General features: G+C 48.8%; 21 protein-coding genes. 6 read left to right on the top strand and 15 right to left on the bottom strand.

Annotation, left to right across the window (positions count from 1 at the left end; translation table 11 throughout):
• Window positions 1-109: 109 nt before the first annotated feature.
• The 4 genes from hemY to ACXAJH_RS15715 form a co-directional block, all read right to left on the bottom strand.
• On the bottom strand, window positions 110-1,516 hold the full coding sequence (gene hemY, locus ACXAJH_RS15730; protein WP_474967815.1) for a protoporphyrinogen oxidase: 1,407 nt from the start codon (window positions 1,514-1,516) through the stop codon (window positions 110-112).
• 4 nt (window positions 1,517-1,520) lie between these two features.
• Window positions 1,521-2,453 (bottom strand): ferrochelatase, encoded by a 933-nt coding sequence (gene hemH, locus ACXAJH_RS15725; RefSeq protein WP_474967814.1) that lies wholly within the window; start codon window positions 2,451-2,453, stop codon window positions 1,521-1,523.
• Between the two features lie 13 nt (window positions 2,454-2,466).
• The gene (gene hemE / locus ACXAJH_RS15720) at window positions 2,467-3,504 is read right to left on the bottom strand and encodes a uroporphyrinogen decarboxylase (protein WP_474967813.1); all 1,038 of its coding nucleotides are present in this window, start codon (window positions 3,502-3,504) and stop codon (window positions 2,467-2,469) included.
• A gap of 105 nt (window positions 3,505-3,609) precedes the next feature.
• Entirely contained in the window at window positions 3,610-5,808 is a 2,199-nt protein-coding gene (locus tag ACXAJH_RS15715; RefSeq protein ID WP_474971868.1) for a transglycosylase domain-containing protein, read from the bottom strand.
• Window positions 5,809-5,861: 53 nt separating this feature from the next.
• On the opposite strand from ACXAJH_RS15715, the gene ACXAJH_RS15710 reads away from it, so the two are divergent.
• Window positions 5,862-6,368: an antibiotic biosynthesis monooxygenase family protein gene (locus tag ACXAJH_RS15710; protein WP_474967811.1), complete on the top strand. Its 507-nt coding sequence runs from the start codon at window positions 5,862-5,864 to the stop codon at window positions 6,366-6,368.
• A 36-nt stretch (window positions 6,369-6,404) separates the two neighbouring features.
• Here ACXAJH_RS15710 and ACXAJH_RS15705 read toward each other — a convergent pair whose 3' ends face one another.
• The 5 genes from ACXAJH_RS15705 to liaF all read right to left on the bottom strand — a co-directional run bounded on the left by ACXAJH_RS15705 (window position 6,405) and on the right by liaF (window position 9,840).
• Window positions 6,405-6,890 (bottom strand): thioredoxin family protein, encoded by a 486-nt coding sequence (locus ACXAJH_RS15705; RefSeq protein ID WP_474994513.1) that lies wholly within the window; start codon window positions 6,888-6,890, stop codon window positions 6,405-6,407.
• Entirely contained in the window at window positions 6,887-7,312 is a 426-nt protein-coding gene (locus tag ACXAJH_RS15700; protein WP_474967809.1) for a disulfide oxidoreductase, read from the bottom strand. The genes ACXAJH_RS15705 and ACXAJH_RS15700 overlap by 4 nt, the downstream gene beginning before the upstream one ends.
• 87 nt (window positions 7,313-7,399) lie before the next feature.
• Window positions 7,400-8,026 (bottom strand): response regulator, encoded by a 627-nt coding sequence (locus ACXAJH_RS15695; protein ID WP_474967808.1) that lies wholly within the window; start codon window positions 8,024-8,026, stop codon window positions 7,400-7,402.
• The gene (locus ACXAJH_RS15690; protein WP_474967807.1) at window positions 8,023-9,087 is read right to left on the bottom strand and encodes a sensor histidine kinase; all 1,065 of its coding nucleotides are present in this window, start codon (window positions 9,085-9,087) and stop codon (window positions 8,023-8,025) included. Before ACXAJH_RS15690 ends, ACXAJH_RS15695 begins: the two co-directional genes overlap by 4 nt.
• A gap of 12 nt (window positions 9,088-9,099) precedes the next feature.
• Window positions 9,100-9,840, bottom strand: a complete 741-nt coding sequence (liaF, locus tag ACXAJH_RS15685) for a cell wall-active antibiotics response protein LiaF (RefSeq protein WP_474971871.1) — start codon at window positions 9,838-9,840, stop codon at window positions 9,100-9,102.
• A 207-nt stretch (window positions 9,841-10,047) separates the two neighbouring features.
• Here liaF and ACXAJH_RS15680 point away from each other — a divergent pair, with 207 nt between their 5' ends.
• A complete protein-coding gene (locus tag ACXAJH_RS15680) occupies window positions 10,048-10,485 on the top strand; it encodes a ferritin-like domain-containing protein (RefSeq protein ID WP_474967805.1) in 438 nt (145 codons plus the stop codon).
• Window positions 10,486-10,885: 400 nt separating this feature from the next.
• Window positions 10,886-12,064: an amidohydrolase gene (locus tag ACXAJH_RS15675; RefSeq protein WP_474971872.1), complete on the top strand. Its 1,179-nt coding sequence runs from the start codon at window positions 10,886-10,888 to the stop codon at window positions 12,062-12,064.
• Here the strand turns inward: ACXAJH_RS15675 and ACXAJH_RS15670 are convergent.
• The 3 genes from ACXAJH_RS15670 to ACXAJH_RS15660 are packed head-to-tail and all read right to left on the bottom strand — an operon-like array spanning window position 12,061 to window position 14,761.
• Complete coding sequence (locus tag ACXAJH_RS15670) at window positions 12,061-12,762, bottom strand: EcsC family protein (RefSeq protein ID WP_474967803.1); 702 nt, start codon at window positions 12,760-12,762, stop codon at window positions 12,061-12,063. The two genes, ACXAJH_RS15675 and ACXAJH_RS15670, sit on opposite strands and share 4 nt — an antisense overlap.
• Before the next feature lie 48 nt (window positions 12,763-12,810).
• Window positions 12,811-14,025 (bottom strand): ABC transporter permease, encoded by a 1,215-nt coding sequence (locus tag ACXAJH_RS15665; protein ID WP_474967802.1) that lies wholly within the window; start codon window positions 14,023-14,025, stop codon window positions 12,811-12,813.
• Window positions 14,018-14,761 (bottom strand): ABC transporter ATP-binding protein, encoded by a 744-nt coding sequence (locus ACXAJH_RS15660; protein WP_474967801.1) that lies wholly within the window; start codon window positions 14,759-14,761, stop codon window positions 14,018-14,020. The genes ACXAJH_RS15665 and ACXAJH_RS15660 overlap by 8 nt, the downstream gene beginning before the upstream one ends.
• A gap of 140 nt (window positions 14,762-14,901) precedes the next feature.
• Here ACXAJH_RS15660 and ACXAJH_RS15655 point away from each other — a divergent pair, with 140 nt between their 5' ends.
• From ACXAJH_RS15655 to ACXAJH_RS15645, 3 genes are all read left to right on the top strand, one after another.
• Entirely contained in the window at window positions 14,902-15,330 is a 429-nt protein-coding gene (locus ACXAJH_RS15655) for an HIT family protein (RefSeq protein WP_474967800.1), read from the top strand.
• 128 nt (window positions 15,331-15,458) lie between these two features.
• A complete protein-coding gene (locus ACXAJH_RS15650) occupies window positions 15,459-15,992 on the top strand; it encodes a tryptophan transporter (RefSeq protein ID WP_474994511.1) in 534 nt (177 codons plus the stop codon).
• Window positions 15,993-16,140: 148 nt separating this feature from the next.
• Window positions 16,141-16,548, top strand: a complete 408-nt coding sequence (locus ACXAJH_RS15645; protein WP_474967798.1) for a YtxH domain-containing protein — start codon at window positions 16,141-16,143, stop codon at window positions 16,546-16,548.
• A gap of 140 nt (window positions 16,549-16,688) precedes the next feature.
• Here the strand turns inward: ACXAJH_RS15645 and ACXAJH_RS15640 are convergent, their stop codons facing one another.
• The 3 genes from ACXAJH_RS15640 to ACXAJH_RS15630 form a co-directional block, all read right to left on the bottom strand.
• A complete protein-coding gene (locus ACXAJH_RS15640; protein ID WP_474967797.1) occupies window positions 16,689-17,606 on the bottom strand; it encodes a glycine betaine ABC transporter substrate-binding protein in 918 nt (305 codons plus the stop codon).
• Between the two features lie 61 nt (window positions 17,607-17,667).
• Window positions 17,668-18,516, bottom strand: a complete 849-nt coding sequence (locus ACXAJH_RS15635) for an ABC transporter permease (protein WP_027956537.1) — start codon at window positions 18,514-18,516, stop codon at window positions 17,668-17,670.
• Complete coding sequence (locus tag ACXAJH_RS15630) at window positions 18,500-19,702, bottom strand: quaternary amine ABC transporter ATP-binding protein (protein ID WP_474967796.1); 1,203 nt, start codon at window positions 19,700-19,702, stop codon at window positions 18,500-18,502. The genes ACXAJH_RS15635 and ACXAJH_RS15630 overlap by 17 nt, the downstream gene beginning before the upstream one ends.
• Window positions 19,703-19,913: the final 211 nt, after the last annotated feature.

The raw sequence follows: 19,913 nt of genomic DNA, 5'->3' as shown, positions 1-19,913 counted from the left end.
CTAAGCCTTGTCGTTTCATGCAAGCCCTTTCATAAGGTTGCAGGCTTCTATAAGGAAGGCTGCATATAAAAAAAGCCCCCCGTTGATCCGGGGAGCTCTTCTCGTGCCATTATACAAAAAGATGTGTGAGAACCTTCTCTACGGCCGCTTCTCCCTGGTCAATACAGTCAGGAAGACCGATGCCGCGGTAGGAGCCGCCAGCCAGATAAATGCCGGGCAGCTCTTTTTCCATAGCTGCTGTAATATGCTGCAGCTTTTCCTTATGCCCCACCTTATACTGAGGCATTGCATCATGCCAGCGCGTCACAACAGAAAAATCCGGTTTTTCCGTAATGTTCATCGTTTTATTCAAATCCTTCAAAACGATGTCCTGGATTTCTTCATCCGTCTTTTCGACGATTTCCTGATCCGACGGCTTACCGACATAACACCGGAGAAGCACTTTTCCCTCTGGTGTCGAGTGCGGCCATTTTTTATGTGTCCACGTGCAGGCGGTGATGCGGAAATCGCTGTTTCTCGACACGACAAAGCCTGTGCCGTCAATATCCTTCTTAATGGCTGACGCATCAAAAGCCATGGCGACGTTGGCCACCGATGTGGCATTGGTGTTCTTAAACGGCTCAAGAAAATCAAAGTGGGACAGCATGCGCTGAACCGCGAAATGGGGAACAGCCATAATGACAGCATCCGCTTCCTTCACTGTTCCATTACTGAGCAGCAGTTGATAGCCATCGTCCTGTTTCTCGATATGATTCACTTGGACTCCCGTTTGTACCGTTCCTGGATGCAGCTGCTCTTCGACCGCATCCACCAGGGAGCTGAGCCCGTGTTTCAGGGTACGGAACATGCTCGGTTTCTTTTCGCCTTTTTTACGCTTTGGGATGTTAGTGGTCCGACGCAGTCCTTTAATCAGGCTGCCATACTCCTGCTCCATCTCATAAAACTGCGGGAAGGTCGCCTTCAGGCTCAGCTGATCGATGTCGCCGGCATAAATGCCGGACAAAAGCGGCTCAATCAGGTTTTCGACCACTTGATTCCCCAGCCGGCGCCGGAAGAAAAGTCCAAGCGACTGATCTCCCTCCACCGTCTTTTTGGACTTCACAAGATCCATCGACGCTCTGATTTTTCCTGCAGGTGTGAACAATCCGGAAAAAAGAAATGGACGGATCCGCGTAGGAATCCCCATATAGGATCCCGCCGGCATCTTGTGAAGCCGCCCATTCACTAAGATGTAGGATTGACCTGTCCCATTGGGTACAAGCTCCTCCCCCAGTCCGACTTCACGGGCCAGGCGCCCGGCGCTTTCCTTTCGTTCCAGAAAAGAATCAGGACCGCGTTCAATCGTGAACCCGTCCTTTTTCACGGTTTCAATTTTACCGCCCAGACGATGGCCGGCTTCTAATAATGATACATCGAGAGGGATGTCTTTTTCGTCTGCTTTTTTCTGAAGGTAATAGGCGGATGTTAATCCTGTGATCCCCCCGCCTATAACTACGACTTGTTTTCGTTCCCCCATCGTCTTACTGCTCTTTCGCTTTATCCAGCACGACATCAGCTAGAGTGTCGATAAACTGCGGATGCGTATTCGGCATTTCAGGACGGTAATAGCCTGCTCCGATTTCATCACAGACAACCTTACACTCGTAATCGTTGTCGTAAAGAACTTCCAAGTGATCGGAAACGAAACCGACCGGCGCATACACGAAAGTGGTGTATCCTTTTTCATGATAAAGATCACGGGTAAGGTCCTGCACGTCCGGACCGATCCATGGATCCGGTGTATTCCCTTCACTCTGCCAGCCGATTTCATAATTGGTGATGCCGGCGGCTTCTGCAATCAAATCCGCCGTTTTCTTCAGCTGATCCGGATATGGATCGCCGCCTTCCAAAATCTTCATCGGCAGACTGTGCGCCGATACGATCAGGCAGCTGTTTTCTTTTTCTGCTTCATCCATTTTGCTGTATTCCGCTTCCAAAGCCTGCTTCCAGTAATCGATAAAGCCCGGGGCGTCGTACCAGCTTTCCACAGAACGGATAGTGATGCCGTGTTTGTCTGCTTCCTCTTTCGCACGTCCGTTGTAAGATTTTACGCTGTACGTGGAATAGTGGGGAGCAAGAACAATGGAAACCGCTTCGTCAATGCCATCTTCGGCCATCTGAGCCACCGCATCTTCCACGAACGGCTCAATATGTTTTAAGCCAAGATACATATGGAATTCAACATCCTCCTGTTTTTCATTCAACGCGTTCTGTACGGCTTCGGCCTGATCATCCGTAATGCGGGCCAGAGGCGATATGCCTCCAATGGCATCATAACGGTCACGCAGATCCTGAAGAAGCTCATCCGACGGCTTTCTTCCCCGGCGGATGTGTGTGTAATAACGCTCCAAATCTTCTTCCTTATAAGGAGTTCCATAAGCCATTACTAATAGTCCCATTTTCTTCTGTGCCATGCAGCTTCACCTCTTAGTTCTTTTTTGAGTACGTATGGATTAAATTGGTCAAACGCTTCAATGTTTCCGGTTTGATATCCGGTGTGACACCATGTCCAAGATTAAAGATGTGGGACGGATGATTTCTGCCCTCATCAATGATCCGCTTGGCCCGCTCTTCAATAACGTCCCAGTCGGATAAGAGAATCGTCGGATCCAGGTTCCCCTGCAGCGGTTTCGTCACCCCTGCGTTTCTAGCTTCTGTAATCGACATTCTCCAGTCCAGACCAATGACATCGACAGGAAGATCATCCCATTCGTGGATCAAATGACCTGCTCCGACGCCGAAAGTAATCAACGGGACATTTTCTTCCTTCAATTCAGAGAAGATCCGCTGCATCACCGGCTTGATAAATGTCCGGTAGTCTTCGACGTTCAGGGAACCTACCCACGAATCGAAAATCTGGATGGCTTCGGCTCCGGCTGCCACCTGCGCTTTTACATACGCAATGACCATATCAGCAAGCTTATCCATGAGAGCAAACCATGTCATCGGCTCACTGTACATCAGTGATTTTGTTTTGCTGTAGTTCTTGGAAGGACCGCCTTCAATCATATAGCTTGCCAGTGTGAACGGCGCTCCACTGAAGCCGATCAATGGTACTGTCAGCTGCTCTTTCGTAAGCAGACGGATGGTATCCAGAACATAAGGAACATCCGCCTCCGGATCAATGGTTCCAAGCTTCAAGATGTCGTCTTTCGAGCGGACTGGATTATGGATGACGGGACCGACCCCTTTTTTGATCTCGACATCCACACCAATCGCCGGAAGAGGGGACATGATATCCTTATAAAGAATGGCAGCGTCCACGCCGTACTGCTCGACAGGCAGACGTGTGACGTAGGCACACAGTTCCGGTTCATGAGTGATCTCAAACAATGAGTATTTCTCTTTTAGTTTGCGGTATTCAGGCTGTGACCGTCCGGCCTGGCGCATAAACCATACGGGTGTATGATCGGTTTCTTCACCGCGGAAAGCTCTCAATATTGTGTCATTCTCAATTTTCTTCATGAATAAGACTCCTTTTTAACGTTCATCAACGACCCGTTTTCAACTATAACATTTATCGGAAAACCATGTCGCTGTATAAGTGGTTTGTCACGATTTTGTACGATTTTAAAAGTCCCAGTTCAGGCGGACAGAGTTGGACGGCTGTCCTTCTTTACCTGTAAGCGGGTCGGCGGGGACAATGTAGTAGCGGGTCTCATCAAAAACACTGAACGCACTGATGCGGAACTCCCCTTTGCCGGTCACTTCCCCGACTTTAACATCCTCTCCCTCTTCTTCCCTGAAAATACGGTAAATAATCCGTTCATCCTCCGGTATGCTCCACGTAATCGTCCCGCGCAGCGTAGCCAGTCCGCCCAGGTTGAGGTTAGCCTCCGCATCTGTAATCACCGGCAGGGAGACAGGATCAGGAAGACTTTCCACTCCTTCCGGCTGTTCAAACGCTGTCGCAAGCTCCTGCTGCTGGTCCACTTTCGTTAAAATGCGTTTCATCATGCGGGCCGGATAGGCACTGCTGCCTTCCACACGGCTGCCTTCTTCATTGGAGTCATACCCCATCCAGACGGCTCCGGCATATTCCGGGGTATAGCCGGCAAACCAGACATCTGTATCCTGCTGCGTACCGGTTTTCCCAGCCAGGGCTTTCGGATAGTCGCCGGAACTTGCGGTACCATCCTCCACGACTGTCTGCAGAATTTCCGTCAAATACCAGGAGGTTTGAGCGTCAAACACCTGCACTTCTTCCGGCGTATGCTCATGGATAACCTTTCCCTCCCGGTCTGCCATCTGCTTAATGGTATAACTGTCTTTCTTCACTCCTGACTGGGCAACGGCCCCGTATGCCTCTGCCATCTGCAGGGGTGTATAGCCTTCAGAAAGCCCGCCTAAAGCAATCGCAAGCCCATCGTCCTTTGTAGAAAGACCCAGTTTATCTAAATACGTTTTCGCATAAGGGATGCCGATTTGATCGAGCAGCCATACCGCTGACACGTTCTTCGATTCTACAAGAGCTTCGTAGAGCGACACCTGACCTTCGTACTCATCGTTGTAGTTTCTTGGATTAAACTCACCAAAGGCCTGCCGTTCATCCGACAGCAGGGAATACGGGTCATATTCATCCATCATGAGGGCCGGGCCGTAGACCGCGAACGGTTTGATCGTTGAAGCCGGCGGCTGTTTTGAAAGAACCCGATTGAAGTCCCCGTGCACATAATCCCGTCCGCCAACAGCGGCAGCAACGGCTCCCGTCCGGTGATCGGTAATCGTCAGCGCCCCTTCCACAGGACCTGCTGTCCCGGGAATATATTCCCCGTTTTTCATTTCTTCGGCAGCTATTTTCTGAATGACCGGATCCATCTCCACGATGATCTGATAACCGCCGCGCTTCAGTTCGTCCCGTGAGATATGATACTTCTCAGCCGCTTCCTGAATAACGAGGTCGACGTAACTATTGGACCACGTCTCCTCCTCCGTATCTTCTTCTCTTTCCACAGCCAATGTCGTTCCCTGCATCTGTTTCAGTACAGCGGCATCTATGCTTCCTACATCATACATCCGTGCCAGCACAACGTTCCTGCGTTCTTCAGCTGCTTCAGGGTTTTCAAAAGGAGAGTAGGTATTCGGTGCTTTCGGCAGCCCTGCCAAAAGCGCTCCTTGAGCGATGCTGAGATCTGAGACTGAGGTTTGGAAATAGTGCTGGGAAGCGGCTTCAATGCCGTACGTTCCCTCCCCGAAATAAATCCGGTTCAAATAAAGTTCCAAAATTTCGTCCTTCGTGAAGTTCCGCTCCAAATAAAGGGCGGCCATCACTTCCTTCGTCTTACGCATCCACGTCTTTTCATTGGTCAAAAACACATTTTTCGCCAGCTGCTGCGTGATGGTACTGGCTCCCTCCACCTTTTTCATGGCGATGATATCCTTATATACCGCACGTAGAATACCTTTAAAGTCTACACCGGAGTGCTCACGGAAACGGCTGTCCTCCACGGCAGTAAAGGCTTCCTGCACATGATCAGGAACCTGGTCGATACTGACGACCTGCCGATTCTTCGTATAGATACGCTCAATCACTTCACCATCGGCCGTTTCCACTGTCGTCATTTCATCAAGGATTAAATCCTTCTCATTGACGACGAAACGCCCACCGAAATAGATCGTCATAAAGCCTGCAAATAAGAAAAAGACAAGCACGCCAAGACCGAGAAGCGGCCACTTCCATTTCTTCACCCAGGAAGGAAGCTTGTCCCATTGTTTTTTTAATTTCACTGCAATTCGACCCTTTCTGTCTGTCACCTTCCAGCTTGCCACCCTTCAACCCCTATTGATACACTGAACATACCGAAGGAAAGGAGACATCGCCTATGAAAGTTTCAATGACAAGTGGTACACTGGATTACTTAGCTAAACTGCGGGAGCAGCACCCTGACGCCTCCATCTTCTACATGCAGGATCAGGATAAAACCCTCGCTTATTATGAAGGAGACGGTCCTTCGATTTTCTCTGAGGGCCGGGATTATGAGACGGTCGACCGTGTCGGGGACGTCCAGTCGGAAGGGTATGTGGTTATGAACAACATCCCTGTCAGTGAAGAGGGACGTCCGGTGTTTGAGGATCGTTTCAAGCAGAGAGCGGGAAGCGTAGAAAACCAGGAAGGCTTCCAGGCCATCCGTATCCTCCGCCCGCTGAAAGGAAATACGTATGTTGTCTTCACCCAGTGGCGGAACCAGCAGGACTTCGAAGACTGGAAGAATTCCAAATCCTTTGATGATGCCCACAAAAAGTCCGGACCGAAACACGCGAAGAAACCTTCCTTTATAGACGGAGACGCCTATATTACACAATACCGTATGATCCAGCTTGAAGACTAGCATAGCAAAAGTGAGCGGCACATGCCGCTCACTTTTTTATTCTTCCTCTGCCCCATTGAGTACTTCATTCCGGAAAAATTCCTCGAACACCGTTTCCGGCTGCTCTCCGACAAGTCTCGCCTGCTCTTCGCCATTTTCATAATGGACGAGTGTCGGCGTTGATTCAATGCTGTACGCTGTCCACACATCAAACTCTAATAAGTTCATTTTTTTCATGTCGATATCCAGATCCTCTACCATCGGCACAAGCACAGGAGTTGTCCGTTGACAATGCGGGCAGGTCGGACTGTAAAAATACACGGTAACCGGATCTCCCGATTCGATTTCCTCCTCCAGCTCATCCGGCAGAATCTGATTCTGGTAATTCGGATCGTCCAGCTGGTTGATGGTAGCCTGATCCAGCTCATCCTTGCCATAAGGATTATCGGCTGTCTTCTGATTGTTCTGGTAATTGACGACAAAGATAAGGACAACAACGAGAACAGCCAGCACACTGGCGAAAATAATCATGCCTTTTTTCATGAACGATGACTTCCTTCCTTTTTCACTACAAGCACGTGAATGATAAAAATGATGATAAATGCGGTTCCCGCTAAAAACGGAATGGTGATGAAACCGAATAGATTGATGTACTGGCCACTGCACGGCACAAGACCGCACGAATCCCCGGCGGATAAGACCGGGATTTTCTGGAGGCTGTAGTGCCAGGCAGATACACACACACCGATACCGCTCATAAACAACCCCGGCAGCGCAACCGCCATATTCTTTTTCACAAGGGCTGTGCCATAGATGAGCACGAGCGGGTACATGAGAATACGCTGATACCAGCACAACTCACACGGCGGAAAGCCGAGCACTTCTGAAAAAAACAAGCTTCCGGCCATGGCAGTCAGAGATACAGCCCAGATGACAAACAGCCGGCTTTCATGATCCTTCTTCATACAAGTCTTCCTTTCTCTCTCCTACCTGTCATTATACTCGTGTATTTATTGAAAACAAAGGATTTATCCATTTATAAAACACTCCCCTTACGCCTGCACAAGCCCATTACGATGGGCATAAACAGCCGCTTGTGTCCGATCCTGCACCTCAAGCTTGCTCAGCACATGACTGACGTGGGTTTTCACCGTTTTTATGCCGATGTAAAGAACATCACTGATTTCCTGGTTGGTCATCCCTTCTCCGATACACTTAAGAACTTCAAGCTCCCGATTCGTTAAATCCTCATGCAGGGATTTATCTTTCCGAAACCGGGTCATCATTTTCGTGGCGACTTTTGGTTCAATGACGTTTTCTCCCGCAAAAGCCTTCCGGATCGCGTCTGCGATTTCATCAGCCGACGAGGTTTTCAACATGTAGCTGAAGGCCCCGGCTTCAAGGGCGGGAAAGACCTTTTCATCATCGTAATAGCTTGTCAGAATGATAATCCGGCACGCTTCGGTTTTCATAATTTCTTCCGTAGCTTCAATACCGGTTCCGTCCTCCATAATCAAGTCCATGAGGACAACATCCGGCTTCTGCTGCTGCACGACGGCCACTCCTGCTCTGCCGCTGGATGCCTCCCCTACAATATCAAGGTCCTCTTCCGTACTTAAATAAGCAATGACGCCTTTACGTACAACATCATGATCATCAACGACTACCACACGGATCATCCTGTTTCCCCCTCCATTGTAAAACGGACAGGAACACGCAGATCGATATGCGTCCCCTCTCCTTTGCTCGAACGCAGAGAAAAAATGCCGCCGATTTCCTCACAACGCTCCTGCATCGTTTTCAAACCATAGGAAGCTTTGTTTCCCTTTTTTTCTTCTACACGAAAGCCTGCTCCATTGTCGGAGATATGTAAAAAAACTTCTTCTTCATCGCTCGTACAGATGACTTTCACTTCATCCGCCCCTGCGTGCCGCAGAACGTTGGATAAGGCTTCCTGAACAATACGGAAAAGCTGATCCTCCATCGTTTTCGTTAGACCTTCCACATCCTCCATATCCACTTGAAAATCAATCCGGCACTTCTGCTTCAATTCTTCGATTAAAGCACCCACGCCTTCGGTCAAAGATTCCCCGGATAAATGCACCGGCCGGAGATGAAGCAGCAGCGCTCTCATTTCCGTCTGAGCCTGAAGCGCCATCTGAGTCATCTCCCCCACCTGCTCTCTCGCACGGACAGGATCACGCTCAAAGATCTTCTCAGCCGCCTGTGCCATCATCGTCAGGGCAAACAACTGCTGACTGACGGCATCATGGAGATCCCGGGCCAGACGCTGTCTCTCTTCAATCGCTGCCGCTTTATGGGCGGAACGGGCGAGCTCCCCTTTTTCGTCAGCCAGCTTTAAAAGGGCGTCCTTCTGCTGCTGCAGCTTTTGACCGAGGGTATTCAATTCATCCCCGAGCCCGGCAATTTCATCATCCTCCTGGAAGTAAATCCTGGACGACAGCTTCCCTCTCGCCAGCTGTGTAATCATTGTTGAAATATAGTCGAGACGCTGTTTCATATCCCCGCTCGAACGAAACCCGGCATACAGCGCCGTCAAAAAACCGATGAAGACATATACCACGATAAACAGCAGAACCGCTCCCGCTTCCAGCCACGCTGGATCGAACCAAACGTCAACGGACAGCAGGACAGCCAGCAGGATCAATGTATTTAGAAAAAGGCCGTAAAGATGAGAGCGGATGAACATATAACGTACACTGTTTAGTTTTTTCAGCACCGCTTTCCCCCCTTACACCTGAACCACTTTAATGGAACCGGCCGTTAATTCAATCTGGATGGTCAGTTTCCGGCGGGCTTCTTGGTAATCCCGTGTTTCATATTGAATGAAGCGGTTGATTCCGTCCGCCTTCTGGCCGGCCACCTTGATATCTCCGGCTTTCACTTTTGCGTCCACCCGAAAAGGCACCTGCTTTGGTACAAACATGCGCACATCACCGGCCCAGCCGGCCACACGGATCGGAATATCCTCATCTGGAATAAAAGCTTTCGTAAAATCGAACTTGTAATCACTAACCGCGCTCCAGACGTTCATCGGCTCTACCTTCCAGTTTTCTTCTGTAAAAGATAGATCCCCGACCGCCATCGTCCTGGATGCAGGCAGCGGTTTATCAAAATAGCGGGCATCGCTGCCTCCGCCTCTTCCCTTCATGATCCCAAACCCGATATACACGAACAGCAGCGGCCAGAGCTGCCAGATATCCCAGAAGCGGAAAGTCATCACTCCGAAACGGTCCAGAATCAACAGGGCCGCAAAAACGGACAAAAATGACCCGGTCACCCAGCTTCCCGCTTTTTTAAAAAGAGCACCGCTCCACATTCTCAACCCAAACAGCAGAATGATAAACGGATAAATCATACCCCAGGATAGATTCATTTCCAGGGAAATGATGTTCATATTCGTTAACAAAAGAATGACTCCGGCCCCAATCAAAAGGAAGGCCGCAATCCCTCTCCCAACAGTTGTACTCATCCTATCACCCTTCTCTTACGTAAATAATTCGACAAAAACAGTATAAAAACCTTTCCTGTGCCTGTTTTCATTTTATCTGTTTCATGGAGAGGTGAAACCCCGCTGCAGAGGGGCACCCCTTCCGACTTGAGACGGAATTTCACGTTTAAATGGATAGCGGGAGGGAAAAGTAATGGGTGAGACTGAAATAAGAAAGGATGTTGTTGCATGGATGAAAAAATGAAAGCCCTCATTGATGGCTTGAATGAAGACCTCGCGCATGAGTATGCCGCTTCCATTATGTACACCTATAATGCGGCGGTCGTAACAGGACTTTACCGTTCCGTTTTGAAGCCGTTCTTCGAAGAGGAAGTCGCCGATGAACAAGGGCATGCCTTATATTTAGCTGAAAAAATCAGTACACTTGGAGGCACACCGACAACAACACCGGCAGAAGTGAAACAGCTGAGAGAAGTTCGTCCAATGCTCGAGGAAGCACGTGAAGCGGAGAGACAGACGATCCAGCGCTACGAAGAAAGAAAACAGCAGGCGGAGGAACTGAGCCTGACCGAGCTTTCCGTCAAGCTTGATGATATGATTTCAGATGAAACCCACCACATGGAAGAGATCAGCCGCCTTCTTCAGGATTCCCGGCTGCAGGATTAATCTTCTATCCACGGCACAAACCCGTACGATGAACAACCATCGTACGGGTTTTTTATGATTGCCGGACAACAGTCCCTCTTCACTGCAGTCTTTCTCTTTTAAGAAGGCACTGTTATTGCTTGGTGTTGTTATTTAACATGTGAGCTCCTATCATCCCTTTTTGTCATGGGATTTGTAGGAGGCGGCCTTGGGAATGACTCCCTTTCCCTGCCATCCCATGCTCTGAGTAAATAGCGGACCGGACCCCTAATTCCAGACGGAAACGATTTAGTAATCGTTTAAAATATCAACAAAAGACTTTAACAGAGCTTTTAAGAAAAGCATGCGTCCGGGATAAATTTGAGAATATTCAGAAGCTGTATTACAATTTGTACAACCACAACATAAAGGAGAATGCGACATGAGGGAGAATGTTTTTCAAGCCATCGACCGTCAATACGACAAGATGGTGGAAACACGCCGGTATCTTCACCAATATCCGGAGGTTTCTTTCCACGAGGAGAAAACGGCGCAATTTATAGCAGATACATATGAAAGACTGGGCATTCCTTATGAAAGCCACGTCGGCGGCAACGGTGTCGTCGCCACGCTTAAAGGCGGAAAACCCGGCCGAACGGTTGCCCTTCGTGCAGATTTTGATGCCCTGCCGATCCAGGAGGAGAATGATGTTTCCTACCGCTCCAAGCATGACGGGGCGATGCATGCCTGTGGACATGACGGCCATACGGCAGCTTTGCTAGGCCTGGCCGAAGCTCTCGCCCCTTATCAAAGCGAACTTCCGGGAACCGTGCTGTTCCTTCATCAGCATGCGGAGGAATATGCTCCCGGAGGTGCCAAGCCAATGGTCGAGGCGGGAGCCATCGAAGAAGCGGATGCCGTCTTCGGAACGCACTTATGGGTAAATGCACCGACCGGAGTCATCCAGACGTCTAAAGGGCCGTTTATGGCTGGAGCGGACCGTTTTGAAATTACGATCAAAGGAAAAGGTGGACACGGCGCTCAGCCGCACCAGACGAAAGATGCCATTGTCATCGCTTCCCAGCTCGTGACTACGCTGCAGCAGGTGGTCAGCCGCCGGATTGACCCTCTGAAAACGGCGGTCGTTACGGTCGGAACTTTGGAAGCGGGCGGCACCTTTAACGTGATTGCTGATTCAGCTAAGCTGACGGGGACAGTCCGGACGTTTGATGCTGATGTTCAGGATCTGATTATCGGCGAAATGGAAAAAATCATAAAAGGTACGTGCCAGGGATATGACGCCGACTATGATTTTCTTTATGAAAAGGGCTACCCACCGGTCATCAACCATATCGATGAGGCTGAACTCATCCTGGAGAACGCTTCTAAGGCGGATGCTTCCCTCGTTACCGAAGAAGTGGAGCCCGTGATGGCCGGAGAGGACTTCGCCTATTACTTATTGGAGAAACCGGGTGCGTACTACTTTACGGGAGCTCAAATCCCTGATCATTACTACCCGCATCATCATCCGAAATTCGACTTTGATGAGTCTGCCCTGCCTCACGCTGCAAAGACGCTGTTTCAGGCTTATATGAGCTATCAGGAAAAACAACAGTCCTAAAGAAAACGTAGACGAAAGGACTGTACAGCTGTTTCACCAAGCTGCTCCAATAAACGTCCATTGGCCACAAAGCCGACGACGGCACCGATGCCGGGGACGATTTGGAGCAGCTTTACTATATCAAGCGTATCTCTGTACTCCATCTGAAGCGTTTTCCAATCCACATTCTTCTCCTCAAGCGGAACGTCCTTCCAATTCATCACTTTTTCCTTCGTCTGTTTCCTCACGTCATCGCTGGAATAAGCCAGCATAAAGACGTGCAGTAAATAGACTCTGTCCTCATACGAATGGATGTTCATTCCACACACCTGGGCCGCATCGAATAAAAACTTCATCTTGATACTTAACAGCAGAGGAAAGTCGGCAAGGCCCAGCCATATGCCGCCGAACCCCGTCCCGGCTCCTTCCAGTGAAGCGGTTCTTTTGTACTGCTTCAGCAGTTCCTTAATCTTCACCTCCCGCTCTTCCCACGTCCAGTGGTCTTCGACAGTCACAGGCCTGACGTATTCAGAGGTGGTTAAAGCGGCTTCCATCATGGAACGGACACTTTCCGTTATCACCTGGTGGATGCGGTCGGGAATCGTACTGTTGATCCGCTGCTGAAACGGCTTCGAGGTCCGCTGCAGAAGAGCAGACCGTTTATCGAGCGACCGGCTCCAGCGTACGGCTTCTTTCTTCACCTTTTGTTCGTAGTTCAATGAAGACCCTCCTTTTAAAAAGAAGGCTGCTCCATGCAGCCTTCCTTGTTAGTTTAATCGTTGTTTGACATACGTTTGTACAAACGCATAACTGAACAAAGCACCGAGCACCCAGACACCAATCATCCCCGCCCATTGGAATTGAAGAGCAAGCAGGATTCCGAAGACAGCCGTCTGGAAAAGCATGATCGTTTTCAGCCATTGCAGGACGGCCTTCTGTTTCCACTGTTGATGAACGGGATAGAGATCGAGCCAGATAATGGTCCTGTGGTGATTCCAGAGGGTCATCATCTGAAACCCGCTCAAATAGAGAAACAGCAGAGCAAATGCCCCTTTCACCCAGACGTTCGGGACAAACCAAACCGCCAGCCCGCCAATAAGAATCAGCCGGAGGTACATGCCTAAATAATCACTGCTCCGGACGAATGTAATCCGGAACAAATAAGTAAAGGAGTGGTCCTGACGGAAGGGGATCCTCTGCACGAGCAGCCGGACAAGCCCGTGCCTTTTCTTCACGGTGTTTTTCAAATGCGGCACATCCGTGAACATATTGGCGATCCGGTAAAAGGCACGCATCCGCTGCTGGTCCTTTTCTACGAGCAGGTCCCAGGCGAGTCCGGCTTTTTGACTCGCCAATGTATACGTGTACAGGACGAGGGCGGCAAGAAGAACGGTTACGACACCGGCAAACACCCAATCTCCGCGGGCAAGAAAGAAAAAGATGAAGCCGTTCAGGAACGCCTTGGCCACCTGATCCACCCGGCGGATCCGACCATTCCTTTCCTTGAGCATCCACCAGTTGGAAAGCATGTTCCACACCTTCACAACAAGGACGACACCGATCATCATGAAATAATAACGGCCACCCAGAGATGGATAAGACGCCAAATATAACGGGCCGAGCGCAGCCGACACAAGAAAGATTAAATAAAGCTGGACGATGTAACTATAGTAGAGACACCGCTTGAAGTAATCATTCAGCTGATACTCAGCCGGAAGGAGAAAGACAAGGTCCGGCTCTTTCAGCAGTGTCCGCACCGGACTGTAGCCGGCGAGAAAACCAAAAGCGACAGCGATGACGAAAGCGGTAGGGAAGTTCTCCGGAAGATTCTGAAGCCACTGCTGATAATAATAAGCCGAAGCTGAAATGAAAAACAGCATGGCCACTGCAATATGCCCGTTGAACATGTATTTCAAGTAGCGGCTCGTTTCCTTGATGTGTCCGGAAAAACGCGCAGACCAGAACTCCTTCGCCTTAATCATGCTGCTCTTCCTTTGTAAGCTCGACATATATATCGTCCAGGGAAGCATGGGGGCGGCCGAAGGATTGTCGGAGCTCCGCCAGTGTCCCCTGCGCACGGATCTCTCCGTCGTGGAGAATGACAAAACGGTCACAGTACTTCTCAGCTGTCGCCAGAATATGGGTGGACATAAGAATGCCCGCCCCGTTCTCCTTCATATCCACCATCATCTGCAGGTAGGACTGGATCCCAAGCGGATCAAGACCGACAAAAGGTTCATCCACGATATAAAGTTCCGGTTCTATGAGGAAGGCGCACATGATCATCACCTTCTGACGCATCCCCTTAGAGAAATGGACAGGGAACCATTTCAGTTTTTTCTCCAGACGGAATTCCTTCAATAGTGGATCAAGACGCTTCTTAAAAACATCTTCAGGGATGTTGTAAGCCATAGCCGTCAGATGAAGATGCTCATAAAGGGTAAGCTCATCATAGAGGATCGGCATTTCAGGAATATATCCCAGCTGCTGCCGGTACTTCTCGGGATCCTCATCAAAGCGGGTTCCGTTAATAGACACCGTCCCCTTCTTCGCCTGCATCAATCCGATAATATGCTTGATCGTCGTACTTTTCCCCGCTCCGTTCAATCCGATCAATCCGACGATTTCTTTCGGTTTCACATCAAGACTGATGCCGTGCAGGACGTTTTTATGCGTATAGCCTCCGTGGAGGTTTTCAATATGTAATAAAGACTGCATGCTATCCCTCTTTTCATTGGTCCATTTGAGTGAATTTTATCATATTTTCCATCTGCACACACGCCGCCCGCGCTTTCTACTAATGGGCGTCTACCGCTTCTTATGGTACAATACATTCAATAATGAAAGGAGTGTCAAACATGGCAGACTCGTGTATCTTTTGTAAGATTATTGACGGAGACATCCCTTCCGCTAAAGTGTATGAAGATGAAAAAGTGTATGCTTTCCTCGATATCAGTCAGGTGACGAAGGGGCACACGCTCGTCATCCCCAAGGCGCACTGCAAGGATATTTACAACACCCATCCTGACACAGCAGCCGCTCTTTTCTCGAGAATTCCTAAAATCGCCAATGCCATTAAGGAAACGTATGAACCGGTCGGCTTGAATGTGCTGAACAACAACGAAGAACCAGCAGGACAGTCTGTTTTCCATCTACATATTCATCTGATTCCAAGGTATGGGGATAATGATGGTTTCGGAGCAAAATGGGAAGTCCATTCCGATGAGTACTCCCCGGAGCAGCTTCAGGCGGTTGCCGGTGAGATCAGCAGCCGGATTCCTCATTAACACTATGTATCATTTTTGATTTTCGGAGCTGATTTTTGTATAATACAGGTATGCGTTCGCAGGCGGTCAGAAGGACACGTCTGGAATGTCATTTAGAAGAGATTAGAATAGTTGAGGAGAGATGTTAAATGAATATTCGAGTATTAGTTATGTTGTCCCTGCTTGTTGGTATTGGTGCTGTGCTTCACGCGGTGGCTCCACCGTTTTTCTTCGGGATGCGTCCGGACATGATGCTGGCCATGATGTTCCTGGGCATACTGATGTTCCCGAAAGCCCCTTATGTACTGCTTTTGTCCTTAGCTACCGGTTTTATCGCTGCTTTGACAACGACAGTGCCCGGCGGCCAGCTTGCCAACTTGATTGACAAACCATTGACAGCTTTCGCTTTCTTTGGACTTGTACTGCTGACGAAAAAAATCTCTAACCATAAACTGACGCAGCCGATTCTTGCCGGCATTGGAACAATGATCAGCGGATCCATTTTCCTTGGCGTTGTCCTATATATCATCGGCCTGATGGAAGCGAGTTTCGGCATCATGTTCGCCACAGTCGTTCTCCCGGCTGCGGCCTTCAACATCTTGTTCGTCGCCGTTGTGTACCCTATTGCCATGAAGATCCTCAAGCGGTCTTCCATGGGAGGTCCGGTCCGGCAGGCTTCGTAACCTTGTCAGTCAACAAAGGCACTACTTTTCTGTAGTGCCTTTGTTATACTTAAAACGACAGACGCTTTTTTATCATTTTAAGGTTTTATTCTTACATATTAAGAGAAAATAGAACCATGGAGATGGATCTGAAAGGAGATGGACGGATATGCCAAATGGAAAATCGTTAGCTCTGGGCATTTTAGTAGGAGGTGCCGTCGGGGCCGCATGCACACTTTTTAATGCCCCATCATCCGGAAGGGATTTCCGTGAAAATGCCAGACTGAAAAGCGAAAACCTGAAGAATACCGTGCTGAGCCTGAAAGAGGATGGCATGCAGCTCAGAGACCAGATTACTCAGACGTCCAAAGAAGGTGCTGAATTAATTAAAGAGCTTTCCGAGGATGTGAAATCCTCCATTGAAAGCTGGAAACGCACCGTCGAACCCCACCAGAAAAACATCCAGAAATATTTGGAGCAGATTGAAGAGAGTCTGAAGGAGCTGGAGGAAAAAGCGAAGGCCGATCAAAACACCGACCCTTCCCAGCCAAGTCATGAGACCATTAACCATCAATAGCCGAAAAGCCCCCGTTGATCCAAACGGGGGCTTTTGTACGCTTTAAAGTTAATAAACAGGGTGTATACCCTGCTAAAAACCCGTGCAGGGATCAACATGTCTCGATTCCTGCACGGGTTTTCAATGATGCGTTTCAGCTGTTATTCCGCCGCTTTCAGATCCTCAATAGAATCAACATCCATATAGGCTGGAACGACAAGGCCGATTTTAGCCCCTTCCAAGTTGGCACCAAGGTCCACAATGCTGTCCTCGTGTTTTTCATACTGACTTCCGTGAGTGACCGGCAGCCACGCTGCGACCATTCCGGAAGCTTCTCCAGAGGCTACAGACTCCCACATCGGTCCGTTATCCAGAGACGTCAACGTTACGTCAAATCCTTGCTGCTTCAGCACTTCTCCAATGACATGCGTAGAGGCAATTTCAGAATCCCACATCACATAAACCAGCTTCACTTCGGTTCCATCGACTTCTTCCGTCCCTTTTGTCCACTCCGCTACAAGATCTTCATTTTCTTTGATCCATTTTTGTGCGGCTTCTTCTTCACTGCTGCCTTCATTGATATCCAGCATGACCGATTCCATGTCTTCGGTTGTCCAGTTGAACTGGTCCAAGATTTGATAAGCGTTCGGCTTGTCTTCTTCCAAGCCTTCGCGAACCATCGTCTTAATCTGCTCTTCTTCACCGAAGACACCCTTAGGATCTTCTAAGTATTCAAGGTCATATTTGGAAAACTTCCAGTGCGGTGTCCAGCCAGTGACAACAATCGGCTCTTCGTCCTCATAAGCTTCTCCAAGTGCTGCTGCCATGGCCCCTGAGGAGGATGTAGACACTTCCCATCCTTCAAGGTTGTCATACTCTTCCACAGCTGTCTGTGCTTTACTGACAACACCGGCACCCGCTTCGACTCCGGTAATCTCATAATCCATTTCTTCCCCATAACTGACCTCTTCTGATGAAGAATCACTTCCGGACGCTTCTTCTTCTGATGAGCCACATCCTGCAGCAATCAATGTCAGTGACACCCCTGCTGCCATACCTAAACGCTTCCAGTTCCACATGTAAATCTCTCCCCTTTAAAAAAATGTGTGTATTAGAAAAAGACGATGGTCTTTTTTCTCCTTACTGCTCGCCACGCTGTGTATTCAGGTTTTGAGTAAAACGGTCGATAATAATCGCCAATATGACAATTCCAAGGCCTGCGACAAACCCTGTTCCTACTTCGGCCCGCTGCAATCCGGTAATAACCGTCTGCCCAAGACCTTTGGCTCCGATCATTGAAGCGATAACCACCATGGAGAGGGCAAGCATGACCGTCTGGTTGATTCCAGCCATAATCGTTTTCTTTGCCATCGGCAGCTGTACTTTGAACAGCTTCTGAACGCCGGTTGTACCAAAGGAGTCAGAGGCTTCAATCAGTTCGTGAGACACCTGTCTGATTCCCAGGTTTGTGAAACGGACGGTCGGCGGTGTCGCAAATATAACGGATGCAAATACACCCGGGACCATCCCGATACTGAAGAACGCTACGGCCGGTATTAAATATACGAAAGCCGGCATCGTCTGCATAAAGTCCAGAACAGGAGTGAAAATCTTTTCCACGGTCCGGTTTTTCGACATCCAGATTCCCAGCGGAATACCTGCAATAACACAGATCAAACTGGCAAACACCACAAGAGTGAAGGTATTCATTAACTCTTCCCACAGCTCCTGGTTATGGATAAACCAAAGACCAATCACAGAAAAAGCCGTCAAACCGAATTTCTTACCGGAAACAAAGAAGGCCAGCACTCCGACGATGGCGATAAACAGCCAGACAGGAATGCCCATCAGCCAGTCTTCGGCTACAATCTCGATAAAGTCACCAAAATCATTTTTTATAAAATCAAATAAAAATCCGAACGTTTCTGTCGTTAACTCTGTGGCATCCGACACCCACTGGGCTACTGGAATTTTAGGAATCGATTCCATGTAGATTCACCTCATTTCCTGCAAGTGCGGCGATAACAGCACCGCGTACGATAATTCCCTTCAGCTTCCCTTCGTCTATGACGGCAACTGGAACAGGAGCATCATGGATGATGTCGAAAATCTCCTGCATCGGCGTGGAACCCTGAATCTGCGGCACATCTGTACGCAGAATCCCTTTCAAGTCCTTCACGTCCTGCCTGGCTGCCTCTGAAACATCATCCGCTGTGACATAGCCATGGAGGTTCCGCCGGCTGTCGGTGACGTAAATCGTAGAAAGGCCTTCTTTACGCATTCTTTCCAGAGCGGTTCTCGGTCCGTGCTTCTCCACATCCACGGTCTCCGGCCGTTTCATAATATTTTCAGCGGTCAACACTTTCGAACGGTCCACATCCTCTACGAATTTCTCGACATATTCGTTGGCAGGATTCACGAGGATTTCTTCCGGTGTGCCGATTTGAACAATCCGTCCATCCTTCATCAATGCGATACGGTCGCCGATCCTTAAAGCTTCATCGAGATCGTGCGTAATGAATAAGATCGTCTTCTTCATCGTTTCCTGCAGATCGAGAAGCTCATCCTGCATTTCCTTACGAATCAATGGATCCAAAGCAGAAAAAGCTTCATCCATTAAAAGAACTTCAGGATCATTGGCAAGAGCGCGGGCGAGTCCGACTCTCTGCTGCATTCCCCCGGAAAGCTGACCCGGGAACTGGTGTATGTATCCGCCAAGACCAACGAGTTCAAGAGATTCCTCGGCTTTTTTCTTTCTTTCCGATTTATCAATGCCTTGGACTTCAAGGCCGAACTCTGTATTTTCAAGTACGGTCCGATGTGGGAATAACCCAAATTTCTGGAAGACCATGCTTAGCTTCTGACGTCTGACCTCTCGAAGGGAACGGCTGTCCATCTTCGCTAAATCCTCTCCATCAATGAGCACACTGCCTTCCGTCGGCTCGATGAGACGGTTGATCAAACGCACGAGTGTGGATTTCCCACTCCCCGACAATCCCATAATGACAAAAATTTCTCCTTCTTCAACGTCAAAGGAGGCTCTGTTGACACCTACCGTATTTCCGGTTTTTTCTAGAATTTCTTCTTTCGTTTGTCCTTCATCTAAGTATTTCGTCGCCTTTTTAGCGTTTTTACCAAAAATCTTTGATAAATTCTCTACTTGTATGACCGGCACGTTTTCACCTCATTTTCTAAAAATCTTCAAACTGTGACTTTGAACTCATTACCTTATACACTGTAACCCATTTGCAAATAAAAGTTCAAACGTACTTTACTTTAAAATAAGTACAAAAATTACGTACAGTTCAAACTGTACGTAATTTAAAGGGTGATTTGCTTCATATTTCGTTTAATTTCGACAAAATGCTTGTCGATCCGTAATTTTT

The sequence above is a fragment of the Halobacillus sp. ABD4_316 genome, from assembly GCF_056161385.1.
This window is presented reverse-complemented; position numbering and strand designations above follow the sequence as displayed.

Bases quoted from the DNA above. Each gene is read 5' to 3' on its own strand.
- ACXAJH_RS15660 (WP_474967801.1), bottom strand. From the start codon at position 14,761: ATGCAGTCTTTATTACATATTGAAAACCTCCACGGAGGCTATACGCAT.
- hemH (WP_474967814.1), bottom strand. From the start codon at position 2,453: ATGGCACAGAAGAAAATGGGACTATTAGTAATGGCTTATGGAACTCCT.
- ACXAJH_RS15635 (WP_027956537.1), bottom strand. From the start codon at position 18,516: ATGGAATCGATTCCTAAAATTCCAGTAGCCCAGTGGGTGTCGGATGCC.
- ACXAJH_RS15650 (WP_474994511.1), top strand. From the start codon at position 15,459: ATGAATATTCGAGTATTAGTTATGTTGTCCCTGCTTGTTGGTATTGGT.
- ACXAJH_RS15700 (WP_474967809.1), bottom strand. From the start codon at position 7,312: ATGAAGAAGGATCATGAAAGCCGGCTGTTTGTCATCTGGGCTGTATCT.
- ACXAJH_RS15655 (WP_474967800.1), top strand. From the start codon at position 14,902: ATGGCAGACTCGTGTATCTTTTGTAAGATTATTGACGGAGACATCCCT.
- ACXAJH_RS15675 (WP_474971872.1), top strand. From the start codon at position 10,886: ATGAGGGAGAATGTTTTTCAAGCCATCGACCGTCAATACGACAAGATG.
- liaF (WP_474971871.1), bottom strand. From the start codon at position 9,840: ATGAGTACAACTGTTGGGAGAGGGATTGCGGCCTTCCTTTTGATTGGG.
- hemE (WP_474967813.1), bottom strand. From the start codon at position 3,504: ATGAAGAAAATTGAGAATGACACAATATTGAGAGCTTTCCGCGGTGAA.
- ACXAJH_RS15680 (WP_474967805.1), top strand. From the start codon at position 10,048: ATGGATGAAAAAATGAAAGCCCTCATTGATGGCTTGAATGAAGACCTC.
- ACXAJH_RS15645 (WP_474967798.1), top strand. From the start codon at position 16,141: ATGCCAAATGGAAAATCGTTAGCTCTGGGCATTTTAGTAGGAGGTGCC.
- ACXAJH_RS15640 (WP_474967797.1), bottom strand. From the start codon at position 17,606: ATGTGGAACTGGAAGCGTTTAGGTATGGCAGCAGGGGTGTCACTGACA.
- ACXAJH_RS15705 (WP_474994513.1), bottom strand. From the start codon at position 6,890: ATGAAAAAAGGCATGATTATTTTCGCCAGTGTGCTGGCTGTTCTCGTT.
- hemY (WP_474967815.1), bottom strand. From the start codon at position 1,516: ATGGGGGAACGAAAACAAGTCGTAGTTATAGGCGGGGGGATCACAGGA.
- ACXAJH_RS15695 (WP_474967808.1), bottom strand. From the start codon at position 8,026: ATGATCCGTGTGGTAGTCGTTGATGATCATGATGTTGTACGTAAAGGC.
- ACXAJH_RS15710 (WP_474967811.1), top strand. From the start codon at position 5,862: ATGAAAGTTTCAATGACAAGTGGTACACTGGATTACTTAGCTAAACTG.
- ACXAJH_RS15665 (WP_474967802.1), bottom strand. From the start codon at position 14,025: ATGATTAAGGCGAAGGAGTTCTGGTCTGCGCGTTTTTCCGGACACATC.